This is a genomic window from Paenibacillus xanthanilyticus (genome assembly GCF_042682185.1).
Lineage (GTDB): Bacteria > Bacillota > Bacilli > Paenibacillales > Paenibacillaceae > Paenibacillus_Z > Paenibacillus_Z xanthanilyticus.
Genome location: NZ_JBHUHA010000002.1, coordinates 578,108 through 601,721, shown reverse-complemented (window position 1 = coordinate 601,721; position 23,614 = coordinate 578,108). Strand labels below are relative to the sequence as shown.

General features: G+C 63.1%; 7 protein-coding genes. 6 read left to right on the top strand and 1 reads right to left on the bottom strand.

Going from position 1 to position 23,614, the window contains the following annotated elements; translation table 11 throughout:
* Positions 1–236 precede the first annotated feature (236 nt).
* The 3 genes from ACFSKT_RS19755 to ACFSKT_RS19745 all read left to right on the top strand — a co-directional run bounded on the left by ACFSKT_RS19755 (position 237) and on the right by ACFSKT_RS19745 (position 20,496).
* A complete protein-coding gene (locus tag ACFSKT_RS19755) occupies positions 237–1,895 on the top strand; it encodes a type II CAAX endopeptidase family protein (RefSeq protein ID WP_377718492.1) in 1,659 nt (552 codons plus the stop codon).
* Between the two features lie 3 nt (positions 1,896–1,898).
* Positions 1,899–12,287 (top strand): amino acid adenylation domain-containing protein, encoded by a 10,389-nt coding sequence (locus ACFSKT_RS19750; protein WP_377718493.1) that lies wholly within the window; start codon positions 1,899–1,901, stop codon positions 12,285–12,287.
* 67 nt (positions 12,288–12,354) lie between these two features.
* A complete protein-coding gene (locus ACFSKT_RS19745; RefSeq protein WP_377718494.1) occupies positions 12,355–20,496 on the top strand; it encodes an amino acid adenylation domain-containing protein in 8,142 nt (2,713 codons plus the stop codon).
* Positions 20,497–20,658: 162 nt separating this feature from the next.
* Here ACFSKT_RS19745 and ACFSKT_RS19740 read toward each other — a convergent pair whose 3' ends face one another.
* On the bottom strand, positions 20,659–21,084 hold the full coding sequence (locus tag ACFSKT_RS19740; RefSeq protein ID WP_377718495.1) for a helix-turn-helix domain-containing protein: 426 nt from the start codon (positions 21,082–21,084) through the stop codon (positions 20,659–20,661).
* Between the two features lie 146 nt (positions 21,085–21,230).
* Between ACFSKT_RS19740 and ACFSKT_RS19735 the strand changes: the two genes are divergently transcribed.
* From ACFSKT_RS19735 to ACFSKT_RS19725, 3 genes are all read left to right on the top strand, one after another.
* Positions 21,231–21,428 carry an XRE family transcriptional regulator gene (locus tag ACFSKT_RS19735; protein ID WP_148930439.1) on the top strand — a complete coding sequence of 66 codons (198 nt, stop codon included), beginning with the start codon at positions 21,231–21,233 and terminating at the stop codon, positions 21,426–21,428.
* 15 nt (positions 21,429–21,443) lie between these two features.
* The gene (gene sda, locus ACFSKT_RS19730; RefSeq protein WP_377718496.1) at positions 21,444–21,656 is read left to right on the top strand and encodes a sporulation histidine kinase inhibitor Sda; all 213 of its coding nucleotides are present in this window, start codon (positions 21,444–21,446) and stop codon (positions 21,654–21,656) included.
* A gap of 211 nt (positions 21,657–21,867) precedes the next feature.
* Entirely contained in the window at positions 21,868–23,610 is a 1,743-nt protein-coding gene (locus tag ACFSKT_RS19725; protein ID WP_377718497.1) for an ABC transporter ATP-binding protein, read from the top strand.
* Positions 23,611–23,614: the final 4 nt, after the last annotated feature.

The window sequence follows — 23,614 nt, the reverse complement described above, 5'->3', positions numbered from 1 at the left end:
GCTGCACGAAGAAGGGAGTCCAGAGGGCGAAGTCTGAGCGTTTTCCAACGGAAAGCGCACTTCGGAAGCATATGCTTGGTTCCCCTCAGCGGAGGGGGAAGGGGGAGGGAGCAACAAAAGTGGGGTTAAAGGGGGGAAGCCCTTTTTAGCCTGACAGCATTGACTTAGAGGGGGAGTCCGGATCGCGGCTCATCCGCGGCCGGACGCACGTCCTCCTACCAAAGGAGCGGACGCACGTGAAAAAATATGTCCAGCTATTCGGCAATCTGCTTGTTTATTTCGGTGTGTATACGGCGGTCTCGCTCATTCACAACCTGGTCATCGTCCCGATGTTCCCGGCCTATAACGACGTCCTGTGGCGCAACGTCCCGGTCTGGATCACGATCAACTTCGCGATCACGGCGGCGCTGCTGCTCGGTTTTATCGGCATCAAGAAGGCGGTCCGCAAGGATGGCCGAACCGATAACGTGATCGCGATGAGCCGGTTCGCTAATCTGTCACGGGAGAATTGGATCGCGCTGACGATTCTGGGTCTGGCGATCGGCATTTTCTATTTGTCCATTCTGAAGCTGTCGTTCGTCGCCTCGGCTTTCCCGGGCTTCGAGGAATACGTAACGCTGTTCATGCGTTCGGACAGTTTCGTGCTGACGCTGATCGCGCTCGTCGTCATCGGCCCGCTGTTCGAGGAGGTGCTCTTCCGCGGCGTGATCTTCAATCTGCTGCGGCGGACGGTGCCGATTTGGGCGACGTTCCTCGTGCAGGCGGCGCTTTACGCGTACGCGCAGCCGAATCCGTCGGTGCAGCTGATCGCCTTTTTCCTGGCCATCATCTACAGCTTCGTCTACCTGCGGACCGGGTCGATCTGGTCGACGATTTGGGTGTCCGCGGTCATGAACGCGTTTATTTTCACGACGAAGCAGTTCGGGCTGCATGAGGTGTTCGGGGACTTCCGCGACGCCACGCTGTTCTTCAGCGCGCTGCTCAGCCTGTTCTTCATGGTGTATACGGTATACGTCATCTGGAGAGGGCATGGCACGATGCGCTACAACGTCATGGTCGGCAATCTCGTCCTATGGGTGTTCCTTTACTTCATCATCTACATCCCTTCGCTGCTGCTCTGGAACAACCAGCTGCTGGCCATGAAGTCGATCGAACCGTTCCTGCGGGCGAACAACGTGCTTGGCTTCGTCATCTACGATCTGATCGCACTCGCCGTCTACTATGCGGTCATGCGTGCCTTGCATAAAGAAAGCTTAATTAAGGTCAGCAACTTCAGCGCGATTTCCGTCAAATCCGGCGTGCTGATCGGCCTGCTCGGTATCGCGATGGGCGTTTGGGTGCAAAGTTTCTTCAAAATTCCGTACATTGCCGAGGCATTCCCGCAGTTCGAGGGGCTGTTCTCGTATTTGACGACCGCGACGTTCGTCATTCTCGTCATCTTCCTGCTTATCCACTCCGTGTACAAAGAAGTGTTCTTCCGCGCCCTCGTGTACAACGTGCTGCGCACGGAGATGAACATGACGCTGTCGATTCTCATGTGCGGCGTCATCTACGGCGGGTTGTTTTTCAACTGGGACATCCCGATGACCGTCTACGCGCTGGCCGGCGCGCTCATCTTCAGCGCGATGTTCGAGTGGTACCGCTCGATTTGGGCGCCGATCATCAACGAGTTCCTGCTGTTCTTCACGTATTATTGGTTCCGCAAACTGGATATTCCGTACGGCACGCTGCTGATCGTCCTTCTTGTCGTCAGCTCGGTCGCGATTATCGGGCTGGTGGCGTATTTGTACCGGCATCGGGAGCGCGGCACGGGCGCGGCGCTGAACGACGCCAAGACGAGCCGCGGGAGAACGGCAGAGCAGAAAGCGGCGGTATCGATGGAAATGGGGGGCTGACCGATGCTCGATCTGGATATGTTGTCATGGGATCGCGAACAGAACGAAGCCGCCCGAATCGAGGAGGTGTCGCTCAAGGACATCGCGATTATCGGCATCTCCGCGCGTCTGCCGGAAGCCGAGGACGTGGAGCAGTTCTGGGAACGGCTGCGGGAGGGCAAAGATTGCATCGCCCCCTTCCCGGCATCGCGGAGACGAGATGCGGAGGCATACCTAAGACGCATAGGCTTGTCGGAAGAACAGGTCGCGTATTATGACGGCGCGTTCCTGGGCGAGATCGATAAATTCGACCATGCCTTCTTTCGCCTGTCGCCGAAGGAAGCGAGTCTGATGACGCCGAACCAGCGGCACTTCCTGGAACAAGCGTGGCGCGTGATCGAGGACGCGGGCTACGGCGGCGGACTGCTGGATGGCAGCCGCACCGGGGTGTACGTCGGCTTCAACAACGACACGATGCACGATTACAAAAGCCTCATCGCCGACGTCGATCCCGAGCTGCTGTCGCTGGCGGTGCCCGGCAATCTCTCGTCGGTCATCGCGGGGCGGCTATCGTACCTGCTCAATCTAAAGGGGCCGGCCGTCTGCATCGATACCGCTTGCTCCTCCTCGCTTGTCGCGCTCCATGCCGCCTGTCAGGCGCTGCGCGGCGGCGAGTGCGACATGGCGATCGCCGGCAGCGTGAAGATCGCGCTGCTGCCCTTCGCCCATGAGATCAAGATCGGCATCGAGGCGTCCGATTGGCGGGCGCGGACGTTCGACGACCGCGCGGACGGCACCGGCGCGGGCGAAGGCGTCGTGGCGATAATGCTGAAGCCGCTTGCCCGCGCGCTTGCCGATGGCGACGCCGTGTACGCGGTGATCAAAGGCAGCGCCGTTAATCAGGACGGCAGCTCGGTCGGCTTGACCGCGCCGAACGTCCGGGCGCAGGAGGACGTCATTGTTAGAGCATGGGTGGACGCGGATGTCGACCCGCTGACGATCTCTTACATCGAAGCCCACGGCACGGGCACCAAGCTCGGCGATCCGATCGAGATCGAGGGCATTAGCCGGGCCTTCGCCCGGTACACCGACCGGAAGCAGTTCGTGGCTGTCGGTTCGCTGAAGACGAACATCGGCCATCTGGACCACGCTGCGGGCATCGCGGGTGTGCTCAAGGCGGTGCTCGCGCTGCGCCATCGTCAAATTCCCGCTTCGCTTCATTTCGTCACGCCGAATAAGCAAATTCCTTTCGCCGATTCGCCGTTATATGTGAATGCGGAGCTCGCGGATTGGGAGACGGACGGCGGGCCGCGCCGCTGCGGCGTCAGCGCGTTCGGGATGAGCGGCACGAACTGCCACGTCGTGCTGGAGGAGGCGCCGGCATCGGCTGACCAGCGGGCCAGCAAGCTTCCATCTGAGGCGTCGGCGAGCTTGGAGGCTCGCGAGGGAGAACGCTTCGTCTTTCCGCTCTCGGCCAAGAGCGAGGCGGCGCTTACGGGACTGATCGGCGCCTACTTGAACCAGGCGGAGCGGCTGACGAAGGTGTCGATCGCGGATGCGGCCTATACGGCGCAGACCGGACGCTGGCATTACCGGTGCCGTCTGGCGGTCGTATGCGACTCGGTAGAAGCGCTGCTGGTTAAGCTTCGCCGCTTGCTCCTGGCAGGGCTGCGTACGGATGCGTCGGCAGGCATCTATTATGGCGCTTCGGAGGCGGAGGAGGGAGAGATCCGGCTGTCGGACGGGATGCTGCCGGATGAATTGGCGGCGCTATATGCGGAAGGGATGCGAATCGATTGGAAGCGTCTGCACACGGACGTTAAGCGGAACCGGGTGCACCTGCCGGCCTATTCGTTCGAGCGCACGCGCTGTTGGCTGGATCTGGCCCCTGCGGCATCGGCTGGGTCGTTCGCGTTGGCGGGCGGAGCGGAAGATCGATATACGCAGACCGAACGCATCATCGCGGCCGTCTGGGCGGAGACGCTTGGTCTAGAGACGATCGATGTGCAGGAAAGCTACTTCGCGTTGGGCGGAGATTCGATTCTGGCGATCAAAATCGTCAATCGGCTGCGACAGGAGCACGGCATGTCCATGCTCGAGGCCGCGCATCTAATGCAGTACGACACGATAGCCGAATTGGCTAGGTACGCGGAAAGCCGCGGGGCCGGTCTGCCCAAAATTGCGGCTGACAGGAATCAGACCGGCATGGCTTCTCGTCAAGATGGCGGCACGTCGATCCATGCCCACGCCGTCGTGACCATACCGCCGCAAGCCAAGCGGCTCTACTATCCGCTGACCCCTTCGCAGCGAAGGGTGTTCGTGCAGGAGCAGCGGGGCGCATCCGGCACCGGCTATAATATGCCGCTTGCGTTCCTCATCCAAGGCGGACTCGATCCTGAGCGGCTGCTGAAGGCGACCCATCTTCTCGTGCGCCGGCATGAAGCCTTCCGCACCCGGTTCGATTGGCAGGACGGGGAGCCGGTCCAAATCGTGCAGGAAGAAGCGGAAGCGGACCTGCTGATCGCACAGGCGGGCAGCGCGGACGAAGCGAGCGGCATCGCGAAGGGCTGGATCCGGCCCTTCGACATCGCCCGCGCGCCCCTGCTGCGGGTGGGATTCATTCAGCTTCCAGACGAGGAGCAGCTGCTGTTTCTCGATCTGCACCACCTGATCGGCGACGGCGCTTCGATCGGCATCGTCATGAACGATTTGCTGCGACTGTATCACGGCGAGGAGCTTGAGGCTCGTCCGCTTTCGATCCGTTATACCGACTTTGCCGTTTGGTATCAGGGCTGGCTGGCCGGTGAGGAGGCGAAGCGGCGGGCGGACTATTGGCGGGCGAGCCTGGCGGAACCTTTGCCCTTGCTTCGGCTGCCGCTCGACCGCAATCGGCATGCCGTCACGCGCGCGTACGCGGGCGATACGATTCGCTTCGCCATACCTGCTGCGTTGACGAAGACGCTCACGGGGCTGGCCGGCGAGCAGCAGCTGACGCTCAATGCGCTGCTGTTCGGTCTCTTCTCGCTGCTCGCGAGCCGATACGCGGGCCAGACGGAGGCGATGATCGGCACGGTCGCGGCCGGTCGGCCGCTGCCGGAGCTCGAAGGGCTTGTCGGCATGTTCATTCATTATTTGCCGGTACGCATTCACGCGGAAGACGCCGCGACGCTGGCCGCTTTCTTGCGGGCGGCGAACCGGTCGCTTCGGGAGGCGCTTGCGCACGAATACCCGTACGACGCGATGGTTCGGCAGTTGGCCGGGAAGACGGACGCTTCGCGCAATCCGTTCTACGATGCCATGTTTATTTTTCATAACGAAAGCGGGTTAAACGCGCTGCAGGCCGGCGGTCTCGAAGCTGCCGGGCTGCGCTTCACGGATCATCCGCTGCCGCAGGACGCAGCGCCGCTGGACATGAAGCTGGATGCCTTTCCGCAGCCGAACGGCTCGATCGCGTTCGCGCTAAACTACAGCACGGAACTGTTCGAACGCGGCACGATGGAGCGCTTCGGCTCACATTGGACCGCGCTGCTCGGGCGTCTGGCGGAGGAACGGGACGCGCTGCTCGCATTGCCGTTGACCGAATTTACGCTCTGGTCCCGGGAGGAAGAGGAGACGATGCGCGCCAAGCGCGGCAATAACGACGCGGCGACCGAAGGGATCGTGTCTGCGCTAGCGTCGAAGCCTCTGCGTCTGCTCATCAGCGCGACCTTCACGGCCGATGGAATCGGCGAGCATATCGAGGCGTGGACGGAGCGCTTCGGCATTCCGCTTCGCGCGGACTATGCGCCTTACAATCAGGTGTTCCAGCAGCTGCTGGACGGGGGGAGCGAGCTTGCCGTCAACGATGGAGCGAATGTGATCTTCGTCCGGTTCGAGGACTGGCTTGGCGAAGACCGGCTGAGCGCGGCGGCGGGCATACCGAAGCTGCATGCGCTGTATAGCGAACTGCTCGAAGCGATCGGTCGGGCGCCGAAGCGGGTGCCGATCGGCGTGGTCGTATTCCCGGTTACGCCGCACTTGGGCATCCCGGGCGAGCTGGCCGTCGCCATTCGGGGGGCGCAAGCACGGCTTCTGCGCGAAGTCGAGGCGATGGAGCATGCTTTCGTCGTCGACTGCGCGCGGGCGGCCGAGGATTATGGCATCGCGGAGCCGTTCGACGCGGTGAAGGAAGCGGCCGCGCATATGCCGTTCACCGAAGCGTTCGAAGCGGCGATCGGCGCGTCCGTAGCACGCCGTATCGTCGCTTGGCGTCGCCCGCCGTTCAAGGTGCTTGCGCTCGACTGCGACAATACGCTGTGGAAAGGCGTGGTCGGCGAGGACGGCGCGCTCGGCGTGGAGATCTCGGCGCCTTACCAGGCGGTGCAGCTTCAGGCGCTTGCGCTTCATGACGCCGGCGTGCTTATCGCGCTGTGCAGCAAGAACAACGAGGCTGACGTCTGGGAGGTGTTCGACCGTCATCCGGATATGCTGCTGCGGAGGGAGCATATCGTGCATGCAGCCGTGAACTGGCAGCCGAAACCGGACAATATGCGCGCGCTGGCCAAGCAGCTTAATCTCGGGCTCGACAGCTTCATCTTCCTGGATGACAGTCCGGTCGAGTGCGCGGCCATGATGGGCGAACTGCCGGAGGTGCTGACGCTCCGGCTGCCGGATGATCCGGCGCGCATTCCGTCTTATCTGCGCCATGTCTGGGCGTTCGATCGCTGGAAGTCGTCCGAGGAGGACCGGATGCGGACGCGGTTGTATAAGTCCGAGTCGCGCAGGCAGGAAGAGAAGGAGCGGGCATCTTCGGTGGATGAGTTCCTGCGAAGCCTGGGACTTGCGGTGAGCGTGAGCCCGGTCGTGCCGGAGCAGCTTGGCCGAATCGCGCAGCTGACGCAGCGGACGAATCAGTTCAACCTGAATCCGGTCCGCCGCACGGAAGCGGAGCTTGCGCGGTGGCTGAGCGAGCCGAACGTCGCGGGCTGGGCGATCGAAGCGCGCGACCGGTTCGGCGAGTACGGGCTCGTCGGCGCGCTGTTCGCGGAGTCGAGGGACGAGACGCTGCGCATCCAGGCGTTCATGCTCAGCTGCCGGGTGCTGGGCCGCCGCGCGGAGGAGGCGGCAATCGCGAGCGTGGCGCAATACGCGGCGGATCGGGGGCTTCGCCGTCTTGAGGCGTGGTTTGTCCGGAGCGCGAAGAACGCGCCCATGCTGGCCTACTTGGAGCGCGGGGGGTGGACGCGCGCCCGCGAGGAAGGCGGCATGACGGCATTCGCGTACGCGATCGACGATGTTCCGGCCGCGCCGGATTTCATCGCGCTGTCCGACGCCTCGCTATCGGCAAGCGGCGACTCGGATCGGACGGAGCGGCATGCGCAAGGACGGCAAAGTCAATCCGACGCTTCCGCGTCCCTGGCGAGCTCGTCGGCAGCGGTCTTGCCGGATCCGGCCGCAGCGCAGAGCGATTCGCCGGTCATCCGCGATCTCGGCCCATGGCATGCCGAGCGTATCGAGGCCGCAGGATTGCTTCACAAAGCCTACTATTGGCCGCTGCGGCATTATTCGGAGCGCTCGCTGCTGGAGCTGTCCGCGGCGCGTCGATCGGCTTCGGCGCCTGGCGCGCGGGGCGGCGATGCCCCCCGTGCCGACGATCACGCATCGCCCGCGGGGGAGACGGAGGAGGCGCTCGCGGAACTATGCCGGGAGCTGCTCGGCCGCTCGTTCGTCGGGGCGACCGACGACTTCTTCGCGCTCGGGGCGAGCTCGCTGGATGCGGCGGCATATATGTCCCGCATCTACCAGCGGCTCGGCGTCCAAGTGTCGTTCAAGGAGCTGTTCGAGTTCCCGACGGTGCGAGAGTTGGCCCGACGGCTTGACGGCCGAGATGAAGAGGCGGAGACGGAGCTGACCGTCGAGCCCGCGTCGTCGGCAGGATCGGACTTCTACCCGGTTGCTTCCGCGCAGAAGCGGTTGATGATGATTGCGCAGCAGCCCGGGGGAGAGAAGTCTCTCTATAACGTACCCGGCGCCGTGAAGCTGACCGGGCCGCTCGATCTGCTGCGTCTGGACGAAGCGCTAAGAGGACTCGTCGCTCGGCACGAAGCGCTGCGTACCGTCTTCGAGTGGAAGGACGGCGCGCCAATCCAACGGGTGCTGCCGGAGGTGCAGCTCGATATCGAGCTGTACGACGCGGAGGACGAAGACGCCGTCGCGAGTATCGTAAGTGAATTCGTCCGTCCTTTCGATCTTGGGCAAGCGCCGCTAGCGAGAGCCGGCGTGGTGCGCTTAGGCAGCGGCGGGACTCGACACCTGCTGCTGTTCGATCTTCACCATCTGATCGCCGACGGCGCTTCGATGCAGGTCATCATCGAAGATTTCGCTGCGCTCTATGCGGGCGGACGATTGCCGGAGCTTACGCTTCATGCGAAGGAATTCGCCGCACGGGAGCAAGCGTCGCTCACGTCCGCGCGGAAGCGGGAGCTGGAGCGTTACTGGTCGGAGACGGTCTACGCCGAGGAGCCGCCGGCGCTTCAGCTGCCGACGGATGACCCGCGTCCGGCGCGCCAGCGTTATGAAGGCGCGCGCCACTACGAGATGTGGGATGCGGAGCTCGTCGCGCTGGCGAGAGGACTTGCCGCCGAGAATGGAGCGACGCTCTTCATGGTGCTGCTCGCCGCGTTCAATGTCCTGCTGGCCAAATACGCGGGCCAAGAAGATATCGTCGTCGGCACGCCTGCCGCCGGACGGACGCTTCCGGGCGCGGAGCGCGTCGTCGGCATGTTCGCCGGCACGCTCGCGCTTCGGAACCGGCCGCGCGGAGACCTGTCGTTCAAGGCATTCGTCGCCGCCGTTAAGGCGCATACGATCGAAGCGTTCGAGCATCAGGATTATCCGTTCGAGGAACTGGTCCGCAAGCTGGATCTGCCGTCCGATCCGAGCCGGCATCCGCTCTTCTCGGTCATGTTCGTGCTGCAGCGCAGGCAGCGCGCCGCTCTTCTGGAAGGGAACCTGCTCGCCGAACCGCACGACCTGCCCCAGCGCTTCTCCCGCTTCGATCTAACGCTCGATGCGGCGGAACGCGAGGAGGGACTTCTGCTGGGCTGGGAATACGCCGCCAGCTTGTTCCGCCCCGATACGGTCAAGCGCATGGCGGGGCACTTGGCGCATATTATCCGGCAAGCGGCAGCTAATTCCGAGCTGCCGATCGCCAGTCTTGAACTGCTGACCGAGGCGGAAGCGCTGGAGCTGCAGCGCTTCCAGCCGGCCGAGCCGGAGTATGACCGAACGCTCACCCTCTCGCAAGCCTTCGAACGGCAGGCGGCGTTAACGCCGGACCGTATTGCCGTCGTCGGCGGCGGCCGCGAGGTTCGCTACGCGGAGCTGAACGCGTGCGCGAATAAGCTGACCCTGCAATTTGCGGCCGTGGACGTGCAGCCCGGCAGCCGCGTCGCTATCCTGATGGACCGTTCTTGGGAGATGGTCGCGACCGTCTTGGCTGTCTTGAAAGCCGGCGCCGCCTACGTCTCGATCGACCCGGAGTACCCGCAGGAGCGCATGCGCTACATGCTGGAAGACAGCGGGGCCGTTCTGCTCATCGCGGAGGAGCGGTATTGGGCGCGCGTCGATTGGGCCGGCAAGCGGTTGACATCGGAGGACGTCTTCGGCGAAAGCGGCCTGGAGGCGCGGCCAGATCCGGGCAACCCGGTATCTGCCGGCCAACCGCAGGATCTCGCCTACATCATCTACACGTCCGGGTCGACCGGCGCGCCGAAAGGCGTCATGGTTCCGCACCTGGGCATGCTCAACCTGGAGCAGTTTTTCAAGCATGACCTGGGCATCCGGCCCGAGGATCGCATTGTCCAATTCGCGAGTGCTTCGTTCGACGCTTCGGTCTGGGAGACGTTCATGGCGCTGCTGACGGGCGCCTCGTTATACATCGCGACCAAAGAAACGATCGCGAGCTTCTCTCGGTTCGAGCGCTTCCTGAACGAGCATGGCATCACGGTCGCCACGCTGCCGCCTACCTACGCCATCGGCCTTACGCCTTCGCGGCTGCCATCGCTTCGCCTTATCGTGACGGCAGGGTCTGCCGCCTCGCCGGAGCAGGTTCGCAAGTGGACGCGCCGCGCCGCTTACGTCAATGCCTACGGGCCGACGGAGACGACAATCTGCGCCACATGGTGGAAGGCAGAAGCCGATAGCGCCGACTCAGGCCACGATTACGAATCTTCAGCCGACGCAACGGTGCCGATCGGCCGGGCGCTGCCTAATATGCGGGCATATATCGTGAACGCCTCGGGGCAGCTTCAGCCGATCGGCGTGCCGGGCGAGCTGTGGATCGGCGGCGATGGCATCGCGCGTGGTTACCACGGGAAGCCGGAGCTGACGGCCGAGAAGTTCATCGCGAGTCCGTTCCGCGCAGGCGAACGGGTATACAAGACGGGCGATCTCGCCAGATGGCTCCCGAATGGCCAGATCGAATACTTGGGCCGAGCCGATCATCAAATCAAGCTGCGCGGCTTCCGAATCGAGCTCGGCGAGATCGAACAGGCGCTGCGCGCCTGTCCGGGCGTTCGCGAGGCCGCGGTTATCGTGCGGCGCAGCGAAGCGTGGGGCGAGTATCTGTGCGCGTACTATGCGGTGGAAGCCGATGCCGTCCTTAAGCCAGCAGAGATCCAATCATACGCGGCGGCGAAGCTGCCGGCGTACATGGTACCGGCCTTCGCCGTGCCGCTCGCGGCCATGCCGCTGACGCCGAACGGCAAGGTGGACGTCAAGTCGCTGCCGGAGCCGGATGCGGAAGCGGAAGCCGATGAGCAGTCGCACCTTCCGCCAGCGACGGAGACCGAAGCCGCGCTGGCATCGATGTGGGAGACGATGCTCGGCGTATCGAGCCCGGGCGTCGGCCGGTCCTTCTTCGAGCTTGGCGGTCATTCGCTGAAGGCCGCAGAGCTGCTCGCCGCCATTCACGAGCGATTCGGCGCCGATCTGGCGTACAGGCAAATTTTCGAATCGCCTACGATCCGGGAGCTTGCCGCCGTTATCGATCGGCAGGAAAGCCGCGTAGGGCCGGAGCAGATCCCAACCATTCCGCGACGCGACCTGCACCCGCTATCGGCGGCGCAGCGGCGGATCTATCTCGAGAGCCAGCGGCCTGGCGCCGAGTATGCGAGTCATATGCCGAGCGCGCTTCTCGCGGAAGGGAAGTTGGACGCAGCGCGGGCGGAAGCGGCGCTTGCGGCGATCATCCGACGTCACGAAACGCTGCGAACGAGCTTCGTCATGCATGAGGGAGTGCCGGCGCAGCGCGTACAGGCGGAGGTCGATTTTCGGCTGGAGCGATTGGAAGCCGAGCAAGGCGAAATGGACGTCGACGCCTGGGTGAGCCGGTTCGTGAGACCTTTCGACCTGACGGCCGCGCCCCTGCTGCGCGCCGGGATCGTCCAGCTTGCGCCGGAGCGTCATCTCTTGCTCTTCGACATGCACCATATCGTATCGGACGGCTTATCGATCGGGAATCTCGTTCGCGAGTTCGCCCTGCATTACGAAGGCGGTGAGCTTCCGCATCTGCGCATGCAATACATCGACTATGCGGCATGGCAGGAGAAGCGGTTCGCCGCGCGGCGAGAGCTGCTCGAGCGCTACTGGCGCGAGGCGTTGGCCGGCGAGCTTCCGGTGCTGCGGCTGCCGGAGGATTACGAACGCCAGTCGTCCCGCAGCCGCGATGGCGGCGCAGTCGCCTTTGAATTGGGCCGAGATTTGGAAGATCAGCTGAGCAGTCTTGCCGCCGAGCGCGGATGCACGCTGTATATGGTTCTTCTCGCCGGGTTCGCTTCGCTCCTCAGCCGATATACGGGCCAAGAGGATCTCATCATCGGTACGCCGGTATCCGGGCGTGAGCATCCGGATGCCGCATCGCTGATTGGCATGTTCGTCGGTACGGTCCCCCTGCGCTGCCGCCCATCCGGCGGAATCCCGTTCGCGCGTTTCCTGGACGATACGAGAGCCCGGACGCTGGAGGCGTTCGAGCACGGGGATTATCCGTTCGAGCTGCTCGCGGAACGACAAGCGGTCCGCCGCGAACCGGGACGGCACCCGATTTTCGACGTCATGTTCGCCATGCAGGACCCGGATCTGCTCGCCTCGTCCTTGAACGGCTTGACGCTCAAGCCTTGCGAGCTTGCGCGGCGCGGCGCCAGATTCGACGTAACGCTGGATTTCTATAAGGAGGACGGCGTCTGGAAAGGCGCGTTCGTCTATGCCGCCGCGCTGTATGCGCACGGTACGATCGAGAAGATGAAAGACCGGTATGTCGCTTTGCTTGGCGCCGTCGCCGAATCGCCGGATATGCCGCTGCAAGATATTCCGCTTGGCGGGAATGAGCCGGACCATGTTGGCCGCGCGTGGGAGTCGCTTGATTTTGCCTTCTAGCGCGAGTTCAAGAGGTCGACGATTAGCGCTACTTGAGACAATTCCTATCAATCGGGGTGTGATGTTCATGAGAACGGTATTCGAGAAAGAGCGCGCGTATTGGAGCGGAAGGTTTACGGAGGCGGATACGCTGTCGGCGCTGCCTTGGGGCAAGCCGACGGGAAATCTTGCGAATGGCGCGGATCTCGACAACCCGGAGGCGCCGCAGATTGTCCAGACGATTCCGCGTGAGACAGGAGAGCGGCTGACGGCCATCGCCAAAGGCTCGCCTTCGGCGCTCTATCTGCTGTTTCTGACCGGCCTCCAAAGCTTGTTCTACAAATATACGCACGACGAGACCGTTATACTGGGTGTCCCCGCGACCGCCGGGCAAGACGGCGCGCGTGCGGATAACGGCATCCTGCTCGTGAAGACGATGTCGACCGGTTCCAGCACCCTCCGGACGCTGCTGAATGCGACGAAACAGGCTGTCGGCGAGGCCATGGCGCATCGCGGCATTCCATTCCGGGAGATGGCGGAAGGATTGGCGTACCGCGTGGATCAGATCGGCCGGCCCGTTATTCCCATGATCGCGTCGCTAGGCGAGCTCCATCCGCCCGATGCCACGGCCGAATTCGGCTGCGACCTTCATTTCCGCTTCGAACGCAGCGGCGCGGACCTGCAGGTGCTGCTGACGTACAATGAAGCGCGCTATGAGACGGACCAGCTGTCGACGATGCTGGGCCATCTGTGTCACTTGTATGACGCGCTCGTCCGGAACCCGGACCAAGCGCTTGACGCGATCGAAACGATGCCGCCGGCGGAAGTCGCGCTGATGCGCATCGGCTGGAACGACACGGATACCTCTTATGAGCGCAGTCAAACGATCCATCGGCTGTTCGAGCGGCAGGCGGAGCGAACGCCGGATGCGGCGGCGGCGGCCTTCGGCGGCGAGCGGTCGACGTACCGCGAGCTGAACGAGCGGGCGAATCGCCTTGCCCGGACGCTCCGCCAAGCGGGTGCGGGTCCCGGCAAGCTCGTCTTGGTCATGGCAGAGCGCGGACTCGATCTCGTAGTCGGGCTGCTTGCCGTCTTGAAGTCAGGCGGCGCCTATGTGCCGATCGATCCGGAATTTCCCGAGACGCGCATCCGCCATATGATCGAGGACTCCGGCGCGGGACTGCTGGTGGCGCATCGCGAGCTTGCCGCAACTATCGCTTTCGGCGGCGCCTGTATCCATTTGGATGATCTTGATGCGTATGCGGCGGATGGCGCTAATCTCGAGTCGTGTGCCGGCGCGGACGACCTTGCGTACGTGATCTACACATCCGGCTCCACGGGCAAGCCGAAGGGCGTCATGATCGAGCATCGGGCCGTGCATAACTTCTTCGTCGGCATGGAAGCGCGCATCCCGTTCGAGCCGGGCTCCGCAATATTGTCGGTCACGACCTATTCGTTCGATATCTTCGTGCTGGAGACGCTGCTGCCGCTGACGCTCGGCATGACGGTCGCCATCGCGGACAAGGAGCAGCAGGCCGACCCCGGCTTGCTCGCATCGTGGATCGCGTCGCAGAACGTCCGCATGGCGCAAATGACCCCTTCTCGCATGCGTTTGCTGCTGGCGGACCCCCGAGGGCGCGAGGCGGTCGCGGGATTGGATTGCATCCTGCTCGGCGGCGAAGCGCTTCCCGCGCCGCTGCTGACCGAGCTGCGCGGATCGACGCAAGCCCGCGTGTTCAATATGTACGGTCCGACGGAGACGACCGTATGGTCCACCTTGCATGAGACGGAGGGCGATGACGATACCCGCATCGGAAGACCGATCGCGAATACGCAGATCTATATTGTAGGTCCGGCCGGGCAGCTGATGCCGACGTGGACGGCTGGCGAGCTGTGCATTGCCGGCGACGGGCTGGCGCGAGGCTATTGGCGGCGGGAAGACCTGACGGCCGACAAATTCGTGCCGCATCCGTTCGCGATCGGCGAGCGGATGTACCGCACCGGCGATCTGGCGAGATGGAAGCCGGACGGCACGATCGAATGTCTGGGCAGATTGGATCAGCAGGTTAAAATACGGGGCTACCGGGTGGAGCCGGGCGACATCGAAGCCCAGCTTCTCGCGTTGGACGGGGTGCGCGAAGCGGCTGTAATCGCACGCGCCGAAGAGGGAGGGACGAACTCGCTGTACGCATACTATGCGTCAGCGACCGACATTCCGCTCTCGCGGCTTCGAGCGCATCTAGGCGAACGGCTGCCTTCGTATATGGTGCCGTCCGGGTTCATGCGGCTGGAGCGGCTGCCGCACACGCCGAACGGCAAGCTGGACCGCAAAGCGCTGCCGGCGATCGAGACGTCCGCGTCATCGCAACCGGTATCCGCCCCATTGAACGACGAGCAAGCGCGGCTTGCGGACATCTGGAAAGACATTCTGCACGTGCCGAACGTTGCGGCGACGGATCATTTCTTCGAGATCGGCGGTCATTCGTTGCGCGCGGCGGCTTTGCTGCAGCGCATCTACGAGCAGACGGGCGCTGCGCTGACGTTCCGCGACGTGTTCGACCATGCGACGCTCGAGCAGATGGCGGATGTCATTAGCAAGGCTGCTCGGAGTACAGGAGCCGTTATACCCGCCGCGGAGCCGGCTGACTATTATCCGTCCACATCCGCGCAGCGAAGACTGTACGTGCTCAGCCATCTGGACGGGGCCGCGGCCGGCTATAACATCCCGATGGCGCTGCGCATCAACGGGCCGCTTGAGAAGGAGCGGCTGGAATACGCGTTCGACGAGCTGATCCGGCGGCACGAGGCGCTGCGCACGAGCTTCGATACGGTGCAGGGAGAACTCGTGCAGCGGATCCAGCCGGAGGCCAGGCTCGCCGTTGAATATGCCGCGGCGAGCGAGGAGGAGGCTAGAGAGCGGGCCCTCGCGTTCGTCCGGCCGTTCGACCTGCGCCGCGCGCCGCTGCTGCGCGTCGGCGTCATCGAGCTTGCGAACGACCGCCATCTGCTGCTCATCGACGTGCATCACATGGTGGCGGACGGCGTATCGATCAACCTGCTGGTGGAGGAGTTTACACGCATCTATGCGGGCGAGCCGCTCGAGCCGCTCCGCGTCCAATACAAGGATTACGCCGTCTGGCGGCAGCGGCAGGAGCAGACCGAAGCGTATGCGGCGCATGAGCGGTTCTGGCTCGAGACGTTCGCGAGGGAGCTACCGGTGCTGGATTTGCCGACCGATTACGCCAGACCGGCGCTGCAGCGGTTCGAGGGCGATCTGATCCGGTTCGAGATCGGGGAAGCGCTGACCGCGCGTCTTACGACCTTCGCGGCCGAGCGGCAGGCGACGCTGTACATGGTCATGCTGGCGGCGTTCTCCGCGCTGCTTGCCCGCTATAGCGGAGCGGAAGACGTCGTCGTCGGCTCGCCGGTCGCGGGACGGACGAGCGGCGATACGCAGCGCGTCATCGGCATGTTCGTCAATACGCTGGCGATGCGCAGCTATCCGGCCGCGCGCAAGCCGTTCGCCGACTATTTGCAGGAAGTGAAGGCGATGGCGCTCGGCGCCTACGAGCACCAGCACTATCCGTTCGAGGAGCTGGTCGGCCGCCTTCGCCTGGCGCGCGACTTCAGCCACAACCCCCTGTTCGACACGGCGTTCGCGCTGCAGAACATGGAGAGTCCGCTGCCGGCGTGGAGCGGGTTCGAGACCGAGGATTACCCCTTGTCCCACGCGGTGGCGAAGTTCGATCTGGCCTTAACCGCGATGCCGACGGAAGGTCGCCTCGCCTGTATGCTCGAGTACAGCCGGTCGTTGTTCAAACCCGAGACGGCCGAACGGCTGGCAGCTCATTATGCGAACCTGCTGCAGGCCATCGTCGATCATCCGGAGCAGGCGATCGGCTCGCTTGATTATATGAGTGAAGCCGAGACGAGACGGATCGTGGAGATGTTCAACGCGACGGAAGCCGATTATGACCGGGCGCAGACGCTGGCGGGCTTGTTCGAGCGGCGAGTGCGGCTTGAGCCGGAAGCGGTCGCGGTCGTATGCGAGGGCCGAGAGTGGACGTACAGGCAGGTGAACGAGCGGGCGAACCAATTGGCTCGCCTGCTGCGGACGAGAGGCGTCGGAGCGGAGACGCTGGTCGCGGTCATCCTCGAACGTTCCGTCGACATGATCGTCGGCGTGCTCGGCATCGCGAAGGCGGGCGGCGCTTACGTGCCGTTCGAGCCGCAATTCCCGAGAGAGCGGATCGAAGGCATCCTGCGCCGCTCGAACATTGCGTATTTGGTTACGCAGACTGAAGCATTCCGCCCGTTCGAGCCGTTCAAATGGACGCTCCCGCAGCTGCGAGACGTGATTTTGTTGGATGAAGAACAGCCGCATGCGGAGCCCGAGCGAATCGACGCCGAGCAGGTGAAAGCGTTGTGGGATTACATCGCCCGCAGCGCGGAAGACCGGGTCCAGGAGGGCGGTTTCGTCAGCAGCTATACGGGCGAGGCGTTCCGCGAGGAAGAGGTCGAGCGTTATGTCCGTCACGTGACCGGGCTGATCAAGCCGCATCTGGACGCATCGTCCCGCGTGCTCGAAATCGGCTGCGGCTCGGGTCTCATCATGTTCGAGCTGGCCGGCGGCGTAGCCGCCTATGTGGGCATGGATCCTTCGCCGCTGACGCAGCAGCGCAACCGCGAGCGCTTGGCAGGCGGGGCTTATCCTTCGGTGTCGCTACTGGAAGGGTTCGCGCACGAGACGCAAGGTTTGGCGGACGCGAGCTTCGACGCGATCGTCATCGCCAGCGCGGCGCAATTTTTCCCGGGGTACCGGTATTTGGAGGCGGTCATCGCGGAATGCCGGCGCCTGTTGGCCCCTGGCGGGCTGCTCGTCGTCGCGGACGTGCCGGACGAGGACCGTAAGGAGACCTTCCGGCAGTCGCTCGCGGATTTCGCGCGCGAGCATCACGGGACGTACGAGCCGACGTACAACATGGATAAATTGCTCTACGCAAGCCGCAGCTTCTTCGAATACGCGGCGAGCGCGGCAGGCGGACTTATCGTAGAGCCGGCAATCGAGCGCCGGACGGACGACTTCCCGAACGAGCTGCAGTATCGGATGGATGTTGTCATGCAAAGAACCGACTTGATGGTCGTACAGCCGGCGCCGAACGTACGGGAATGGACGGGGTGGCATCTTGGCGGATACGAAACGAACGATCCCGCCTGCCCGTCGAAGGCGGACCATCTTGCCTACGTCATCTTCACCTCCGGATCGACGGGGACGCCGAAGGGCGTCATGGTGAAGCACCGGCCGGTCGTCAACCTGATCGAATGGGTCAACAACACGTACGGCGTCGACGGCCGGGATCGGGTTCTGTTTATGACGTCGCTCTGCTTCGATCTGTCGGTCTACGATATATTCGGGTTCCTGGCCGCCGGGGCGTCTGTGCGGATCGCCACGAGGGCGGAAATTCGCAATCCGAACGCGCTTGCCGCCATCTTGCGGGATGAGCCGGTCACGTTCTGGGATTCCGCGCCGGCCGCGCTCCAACAGCTGATGCCTGCGCTCGAGGCGATGGGCGAGGCAGCCCGCGGCTCGCGTCTGCGGCTCGTCTTCCTAAGCGGCGACTGGATTCCTGTCACGCTGCCGGATCGGCTGCGGCAGGCCATACCGTCCGCGCGCGTTATCGCCCTCGGCGGAGCGACGGAGGCGACGGTCTGGTCGAACTATTATCCGGTCGGCGACGTCCAGCCTCATTGGGCGAGCATCCCGTACGGGAAGCCGATCCAGAACGCGCGCTATTACATTCTGAACGATGCGCTCATGCCTTGTCCGATCGGCGTCAAAGGCGCGTTGTATATCGGCGGCGAAGTGCTCGCATCCGGCTACATGGACCAGCCGGAGCTGACGGCGGAGCGGTTCATCGACAACCCGTTCCATCCCGGGAAGCTGTATTGGACGGGAGACATGGCCCGCTGGCTGGACGACGGCAACATCGAATTCATGGGCCGGGTGGATCACCAAGTCAAAATTCGCGGCTATCGCATCGAGCTTGGCGAGATCCACGCGCAGCTGATCAAGCATGCGGCCGTCCGAGAGGCGGTCGTGCTCGACCGGCCCGATCCGCACGGTGCAAAATGCATCTGCGCCTACTACGTATCGGAGTCCGGCCTATCACCGGCCGAGCTTCGTGCTTATGCGGCCAGATGGCTGCCTACCTATATGCTGCCTTCGTATTTCGTGCCGGTGGAGGGGATCCCGCTGACGGCCAACGGCAAGGTCGATCGCGCCGCCCTCCCCGAGCTGAACGCCGCGGTCTCGCTTGCCGCGGCAGATTATGCGGAGCCGCGCACGGATGCCGAGCGGGCGCTCGCCGATATATGGGCAGAGCTGCTGGGCATGGAGCGGATCGGCATTCACGACGATTTCATGGCGCTCGGCGGCGATTCGATGAAGGCGATCCAAGCCGCGGCGAAGCTTGCGGAACGCGGCTACCGGATCGATATCGAGCATCTTTTCCGCTACACCCGGATCGCGGAGGCGGGCGCCTACGCGCAGCCGATCGCGGACGCGCCGGCCCAGCCGACGGAGCTTCCGCCGCTCCTGCCGGTCCAGCCGCGGTATATCGAGTTCCTGTACTGTACCGAGATGGAGGTCGTCGCCGTCGCCGAATGGCACGGACGGGGCTCAGCCGGCATGTTCGCCGATACATGGACGTTCGGCTACACGCCGAATGCTTCACCGCGGCTTGGCGCGTGCCTAAGCGAGCTGCAGCGCTTCGATCCGCTGCTGCTCGAACGGTATCACGGGCTGGCGCTGGAGGATCGGACAATCGCCGATTTCGAGCTTGCCGCCGCGGACATATTGAAGCAGATCCGCCAAGGCAATCCTGTACTGGCCGCGGTCAAGGCGAACGCGATTCCATGGGACGGCGGCTTCGGCAACCCGGACAACACGCGCATCCATGCGGCGACGATCATCGGCGCAAGCGACGACGGCGAGACGTTCTTCTGCTCGGACAGCTGGTACAGCAAGTTCGCGCAGCCGCTGCCGAAGGCGGATTTGCGGGCGGCGTATTTGAACCACGCGGTCATGCGCAAAACGCGCGAAGCGGCGGAGCTTGCGGATTGGCGCGCCGTCGTGCTGGCGCATGCGCCGCACACGGAGGGCGAGCAATCGCCGTTTGGCCAAATGCGCGCCTTCGCGAAGGCTGTTCGAGCCGGTCTCGATTTGGCCGTCGAATGGGGCGATTCGGGCACCTGGCACGACGCGCCGCTCATCCGCACCATCTTCGATCTGAGCACCGGCCGGATGATGTTCGCGGGCCTGCTGCGGGAATTGTCGGCAAGGGATCGCGTACCGCGGCTTGAGATCATCGCCGACGGATTGGAAGAAGCGAGCAACCGGTGGCGTTCGATCAACAAAATTCTCGTGCGGGCCAGCGTGAATCCGACCGATGGCCGACACGGCGAGCGGCTGGCCGCCAAGCTGGAGGAAATCGCGGGGTTCGAGGAGCAGCTTGCGGCCGAATTGCGCGGTATCGCTGAGACGCGCGAAGCCGTTCAAGCGCAAGCGGAGACGGATGGCCAGCGCGATGCGGAAGCCGGCACGCAGCCGCATGGGGCGGGTGAATACGCCTACGCGGTCGTACCGCTGGAAGCATTCATGAACGACCAAGGCTTCGGCAGTCTCGCCAGCGGTCGGGCTAACTTGACCGGCATGGGGACGTATTTCCTGCCGGATGATGCGATCACGGCCGAAGGTTTCCGCGTGGATCGTCGCCCGTTCGGCATCGCAGACCTCATCGACGGACAGAGCGACAACATCTCCTGCCACGGTCAGATCATCCGCCTGCCGGAAGGCCGCTACGATGAAATCGCGCTGCTCGGCTGCAGCGAATGGGGCAATTATATCGAGCCGTGCACGGCGGTGTACAAGGATGGATCGAAGGAGGTGTTCCGGCTCCGGTTCACCGACTGGACGGGCGCGCCGCGCTTCGGCGAGCAGATCGCATGGGAAGGACGGATCGCCGAGCGCAACGAAATCCGTACCTTCGTCCTCGACCAGCCCGGACGTATCTTCATGCAGACGTACGCGCTCGATGGCCGGAAGGAAACGTCTTCGCTGCAGCTCCCTTATAGCCCGGGCATGCACATCTTCGCAATTACGCTGCGCCAATCGCAGACCGCGCTTCATCCGGATGCGGATCCAAGCCAGCCGGAGGGCATCCGCGCATAAAGGATGCTATGAATTGAATTACCTGTACGAATCGTTATAACAACAACGGCCCGGCCTTCGCATCGATGCGAAGGCCGGGCCGTTCTGTAATTATAGAGAGGCTTGCCGAGGCTCGGTTGGCCCTGCACGCCATCCAAGTGCTTCGGCGAGGCAGCAACCGGCTTACTCTTTCTTCGGCTCGCCATCAGCATCATCGGTATCGGTCCGATCCTGACGTCGGTCCATCTGCGCTTCACGGTCTCTCCGGTAACCGCTGAACGCCAAATATTCGGCGATGAACGCTCGCTCCTTCTCGGGCAGCTCGCTGAGCCGGCAATCGAGTTGCCAGTTCGGCGCAAAAAAATAAGGCTCGCGGCTCTCGCTCACGCGTCCTGGGCGCGCCCGGAATTCCGCTCCGGTCATCAGCCAGTCGAGACTGACGTCGAAGAAAGCGGCGATCTCGATCAGCTTGCGGGCGGATGGGGCGGAGGCGTTGCGTTTCCAGTCGCCGAAATTACCCGTCGAGATATTCAACTGTTCGCAAAAGGCTTTCTTGGACATGCCTCGAAGGGCGATGAGCGATTCGATTCGTTCGTAAATAGTCTGCATGGCCGCAATCCCTCCAAAATAGGGCGAAACACGTATTTAAGTAAATTTTAGGTTGAATGATGACTTAAGTAAGTTATAATGATAGAAACCGATTACGAAAAGTATAGCATATCCGGCAAGCCGGCATAAGCAGGGAGGGGGCGGCGGTGAAGCGCACGAGACCGATCACGCCGTTCGGCTGGGCGATCAAGCGGCGTCTGGCCGAGCTGGAATTGGATCAGAAGGAGTTCTGCCGCCGATACGATATCCCCGCCTACCGGTTGTCGAATTTGATCAGCGGCACGCGCAAGGCCGAGCAGTACAGGAAGCTGGTGATGGAGGTATTGGACATTGCGGACCAATAAGCGGGCAGGCCGGGCATGCCTGTCATGATTCCGCCGAGAAGAGGTAGAGAATGGCTGCTGGGGCGGTTCTCGGACGAGGCGGTGCTGGAGACATATCGGGAGGCGAAAGCCCTTCGGCTGGAGCGGGCCTTTATCGGCATGCTCGCGAGGGAGCTCCGACGCAGGCGGCTGGCGCTGCCGGTAATCGCGGAGAAGCACGCCGCAAGCGATAGCGACGGCTCCGGCTAGCGCAGTCATGCTGCGCGATAGCCGATCAGGAGCGCGGTGACGATTGATCAATACCCCAGCCCGATCCTATATGTTGACGATGGATATAACGAGTCATCTTCCGACACGCCGTGCGCGTTTTGCGAAGAGGGCTCGTTTTCGTTTAAACTCCGTTTACATAGACGTTATACATTAAACACGACCTATAGATAGCCATGAAGGAGTGGAGCGCATGAAACAAAATATAAAAAGGTTCTGGGGGCTCGTGCTGGAGACGAATCCGCCGAAGGCGCTGCTGGCGATCGCCGTGGCGCTCAGCGTCGTCAACACGCTTGTCGGTCTGACGATCCCGTTGTTTACGAAAAACCTGGTCAACGGCTTCTCGTTGGACTCGCTTGGGGCGGGACAGATCATTGGACTAGCCGGCGCGTTCATCGCGCAGGTGATCGCCGGCGGCGCGGCCGTCTACATGCTGCATTACGGAGGCAACAAGATCGTCTCCGCGATTCGGGAGCGGCTGTGGCGCAAGCTGCTCCGGCTGCCGGTGCCCTATTACGACAGCAAGGAGACCGGGGAGACGGTCAGCCGGCTGACCAACGATACCGCGGTCATGAAAGGACTCATTACCGAGCATATTACGGGCTTCTTCTCCGGCGTGTTATCCATCATCGGGTCGCTCTCGGTGATGCTGTATATGAACTGGAAAATGACGCTCGTCATCTTCACGGTCTTCCCGCTCGCCGCGCTCATCATGATGCCCATCGGCCGGCGTATGTACAAGATCGCCAAGGCCGCGCAGGAAGAGAACGCGCGCTTCGCATCAGTCGCCACGCGCGCCATATCGGAGATCCGTCTCGTCAAGGCTTCGGGCTCGGAAGGCGCCGAGTTCGAGCAAGGGCGAAGCGGCATCCGCAGCCTGTTCGGACTCGGGTTGAAGGAAGCGAAGATGCAGGCGTTGATCAGCCCGACCGTGTCGTTCCTCATGCTCGTCATCCTCGTGGCGTTAATCGGCTTCGGCGGGGTGCAGGTGTCGTCCGGCGCGATGACCGCGGGGGAACTGGTCGCCTTTATTATGTATCTGTTCCAAATCATCATGCCGATTACGCAGATTACGCAGTTCTTCACGCAATTTCAGAAGACGATGGGCGCGACCGAGAGCATCATCGGCATTCTGGAAGCGGACGAGGAAGCGCTGGAAGACGGACTTGCCGTTCCGCGCCGGACCGAGCCGATCCATGTGCGTGACGTCTCATTCGCTTACAACCCCGAAGAGCCGATTCTGGACCGGTTGAACTTCACGATCGAGGGCGGCAAAGTCACGGCGATCGTCGGACCGAGCGGCGGCGGCAAAACGACGCTGTTCTCGCTGCTGGAGCGGTTTTACCTGCCGTCCGCAGGGGCCATTCGCCATGGAGATCGGGATATCGCCGACTATTCGCTGCAAGCGTGGCGGAGCCAGATCGGCTACGTCTCGCAGGATAGTCCGGTTATCGCGGGTACGATCCGGGATAATTTAACCTATGGACTGAATCGGGCCGTGACGCAGGAGGAACTCGAACAAGCAGCGCGAATGGCTTATGCAGACGGCTTCATCCGGGATTTGCCGGACGGCTACGAGACGGCGGTCGGCGAGCGCGGCGTGAAGCTGTCCGGCGGCCAGCGGCAGCGGATCGCGATTGCCCGGGCGCTGCTGCGCGATCCGCACATTCTCATGCTGGACGAGGCGACGTCGAATCTCGACAGCCAATCGGAAGAGGCGGTTCAGCTGGCGCTCGCGAATTTGATGCAAGGGCGAACGACGGTCGTCATTGCGCACCGGCTGTCGACGGTCGTCGATGCCGATTCGATTATTTTCATCGAGAAGGGACGCATTACGGGACAGGGGACGCATGAGCAGCTGTACGGCGGACACGAGCTGTACCGAAGTTTCGCGGACGGCCAGCTTCGCATGCAGATGATGGCCGAGCAGGCCTGACGGG

What these genes read in the sequence shown, in the direction of transcription:
- ACFSKT_RS19745 (WP_377718494.1), top strand. Translation starts at nt 12,355, where the DNA reads ATGAGAACGGTATTCGAGAAAGAGCGCGCGTATTGGAGCGGAAGGTTT.
- sda (WP_377718496.1), top strand. Translation starts at nt 21,444, where the DNA reads ATGCCTGTCATGATTCCGCCGAGAAGAGGTAGAGAATGGCTGCTGGGG.
- ACFSKT_RS19750 (WP_377718493.1), top strand. Translation starts at nt 1,899, where the DNA reads ATGCTCGATCTGGATATGTTGTCATGGGATCGCGAACAGAACGAAGCC.
- ACFSKT_RS19725 (WP_377718497.1), top strand. Translation starts at nt 21,868, where the DNA reads ATGAAACAAAATATAAAAAGGTTCTGGGGGCTCGTGCTGGAGACGAAT.
- ACFSKT_RS19740 (WP_377718495.1), bottom strand. Translation starts at nt 21,084, where the DNA reads ATGCAGACTATTTACGAACGAATCGAATCGCTCATCGCCCTTCGAGGC.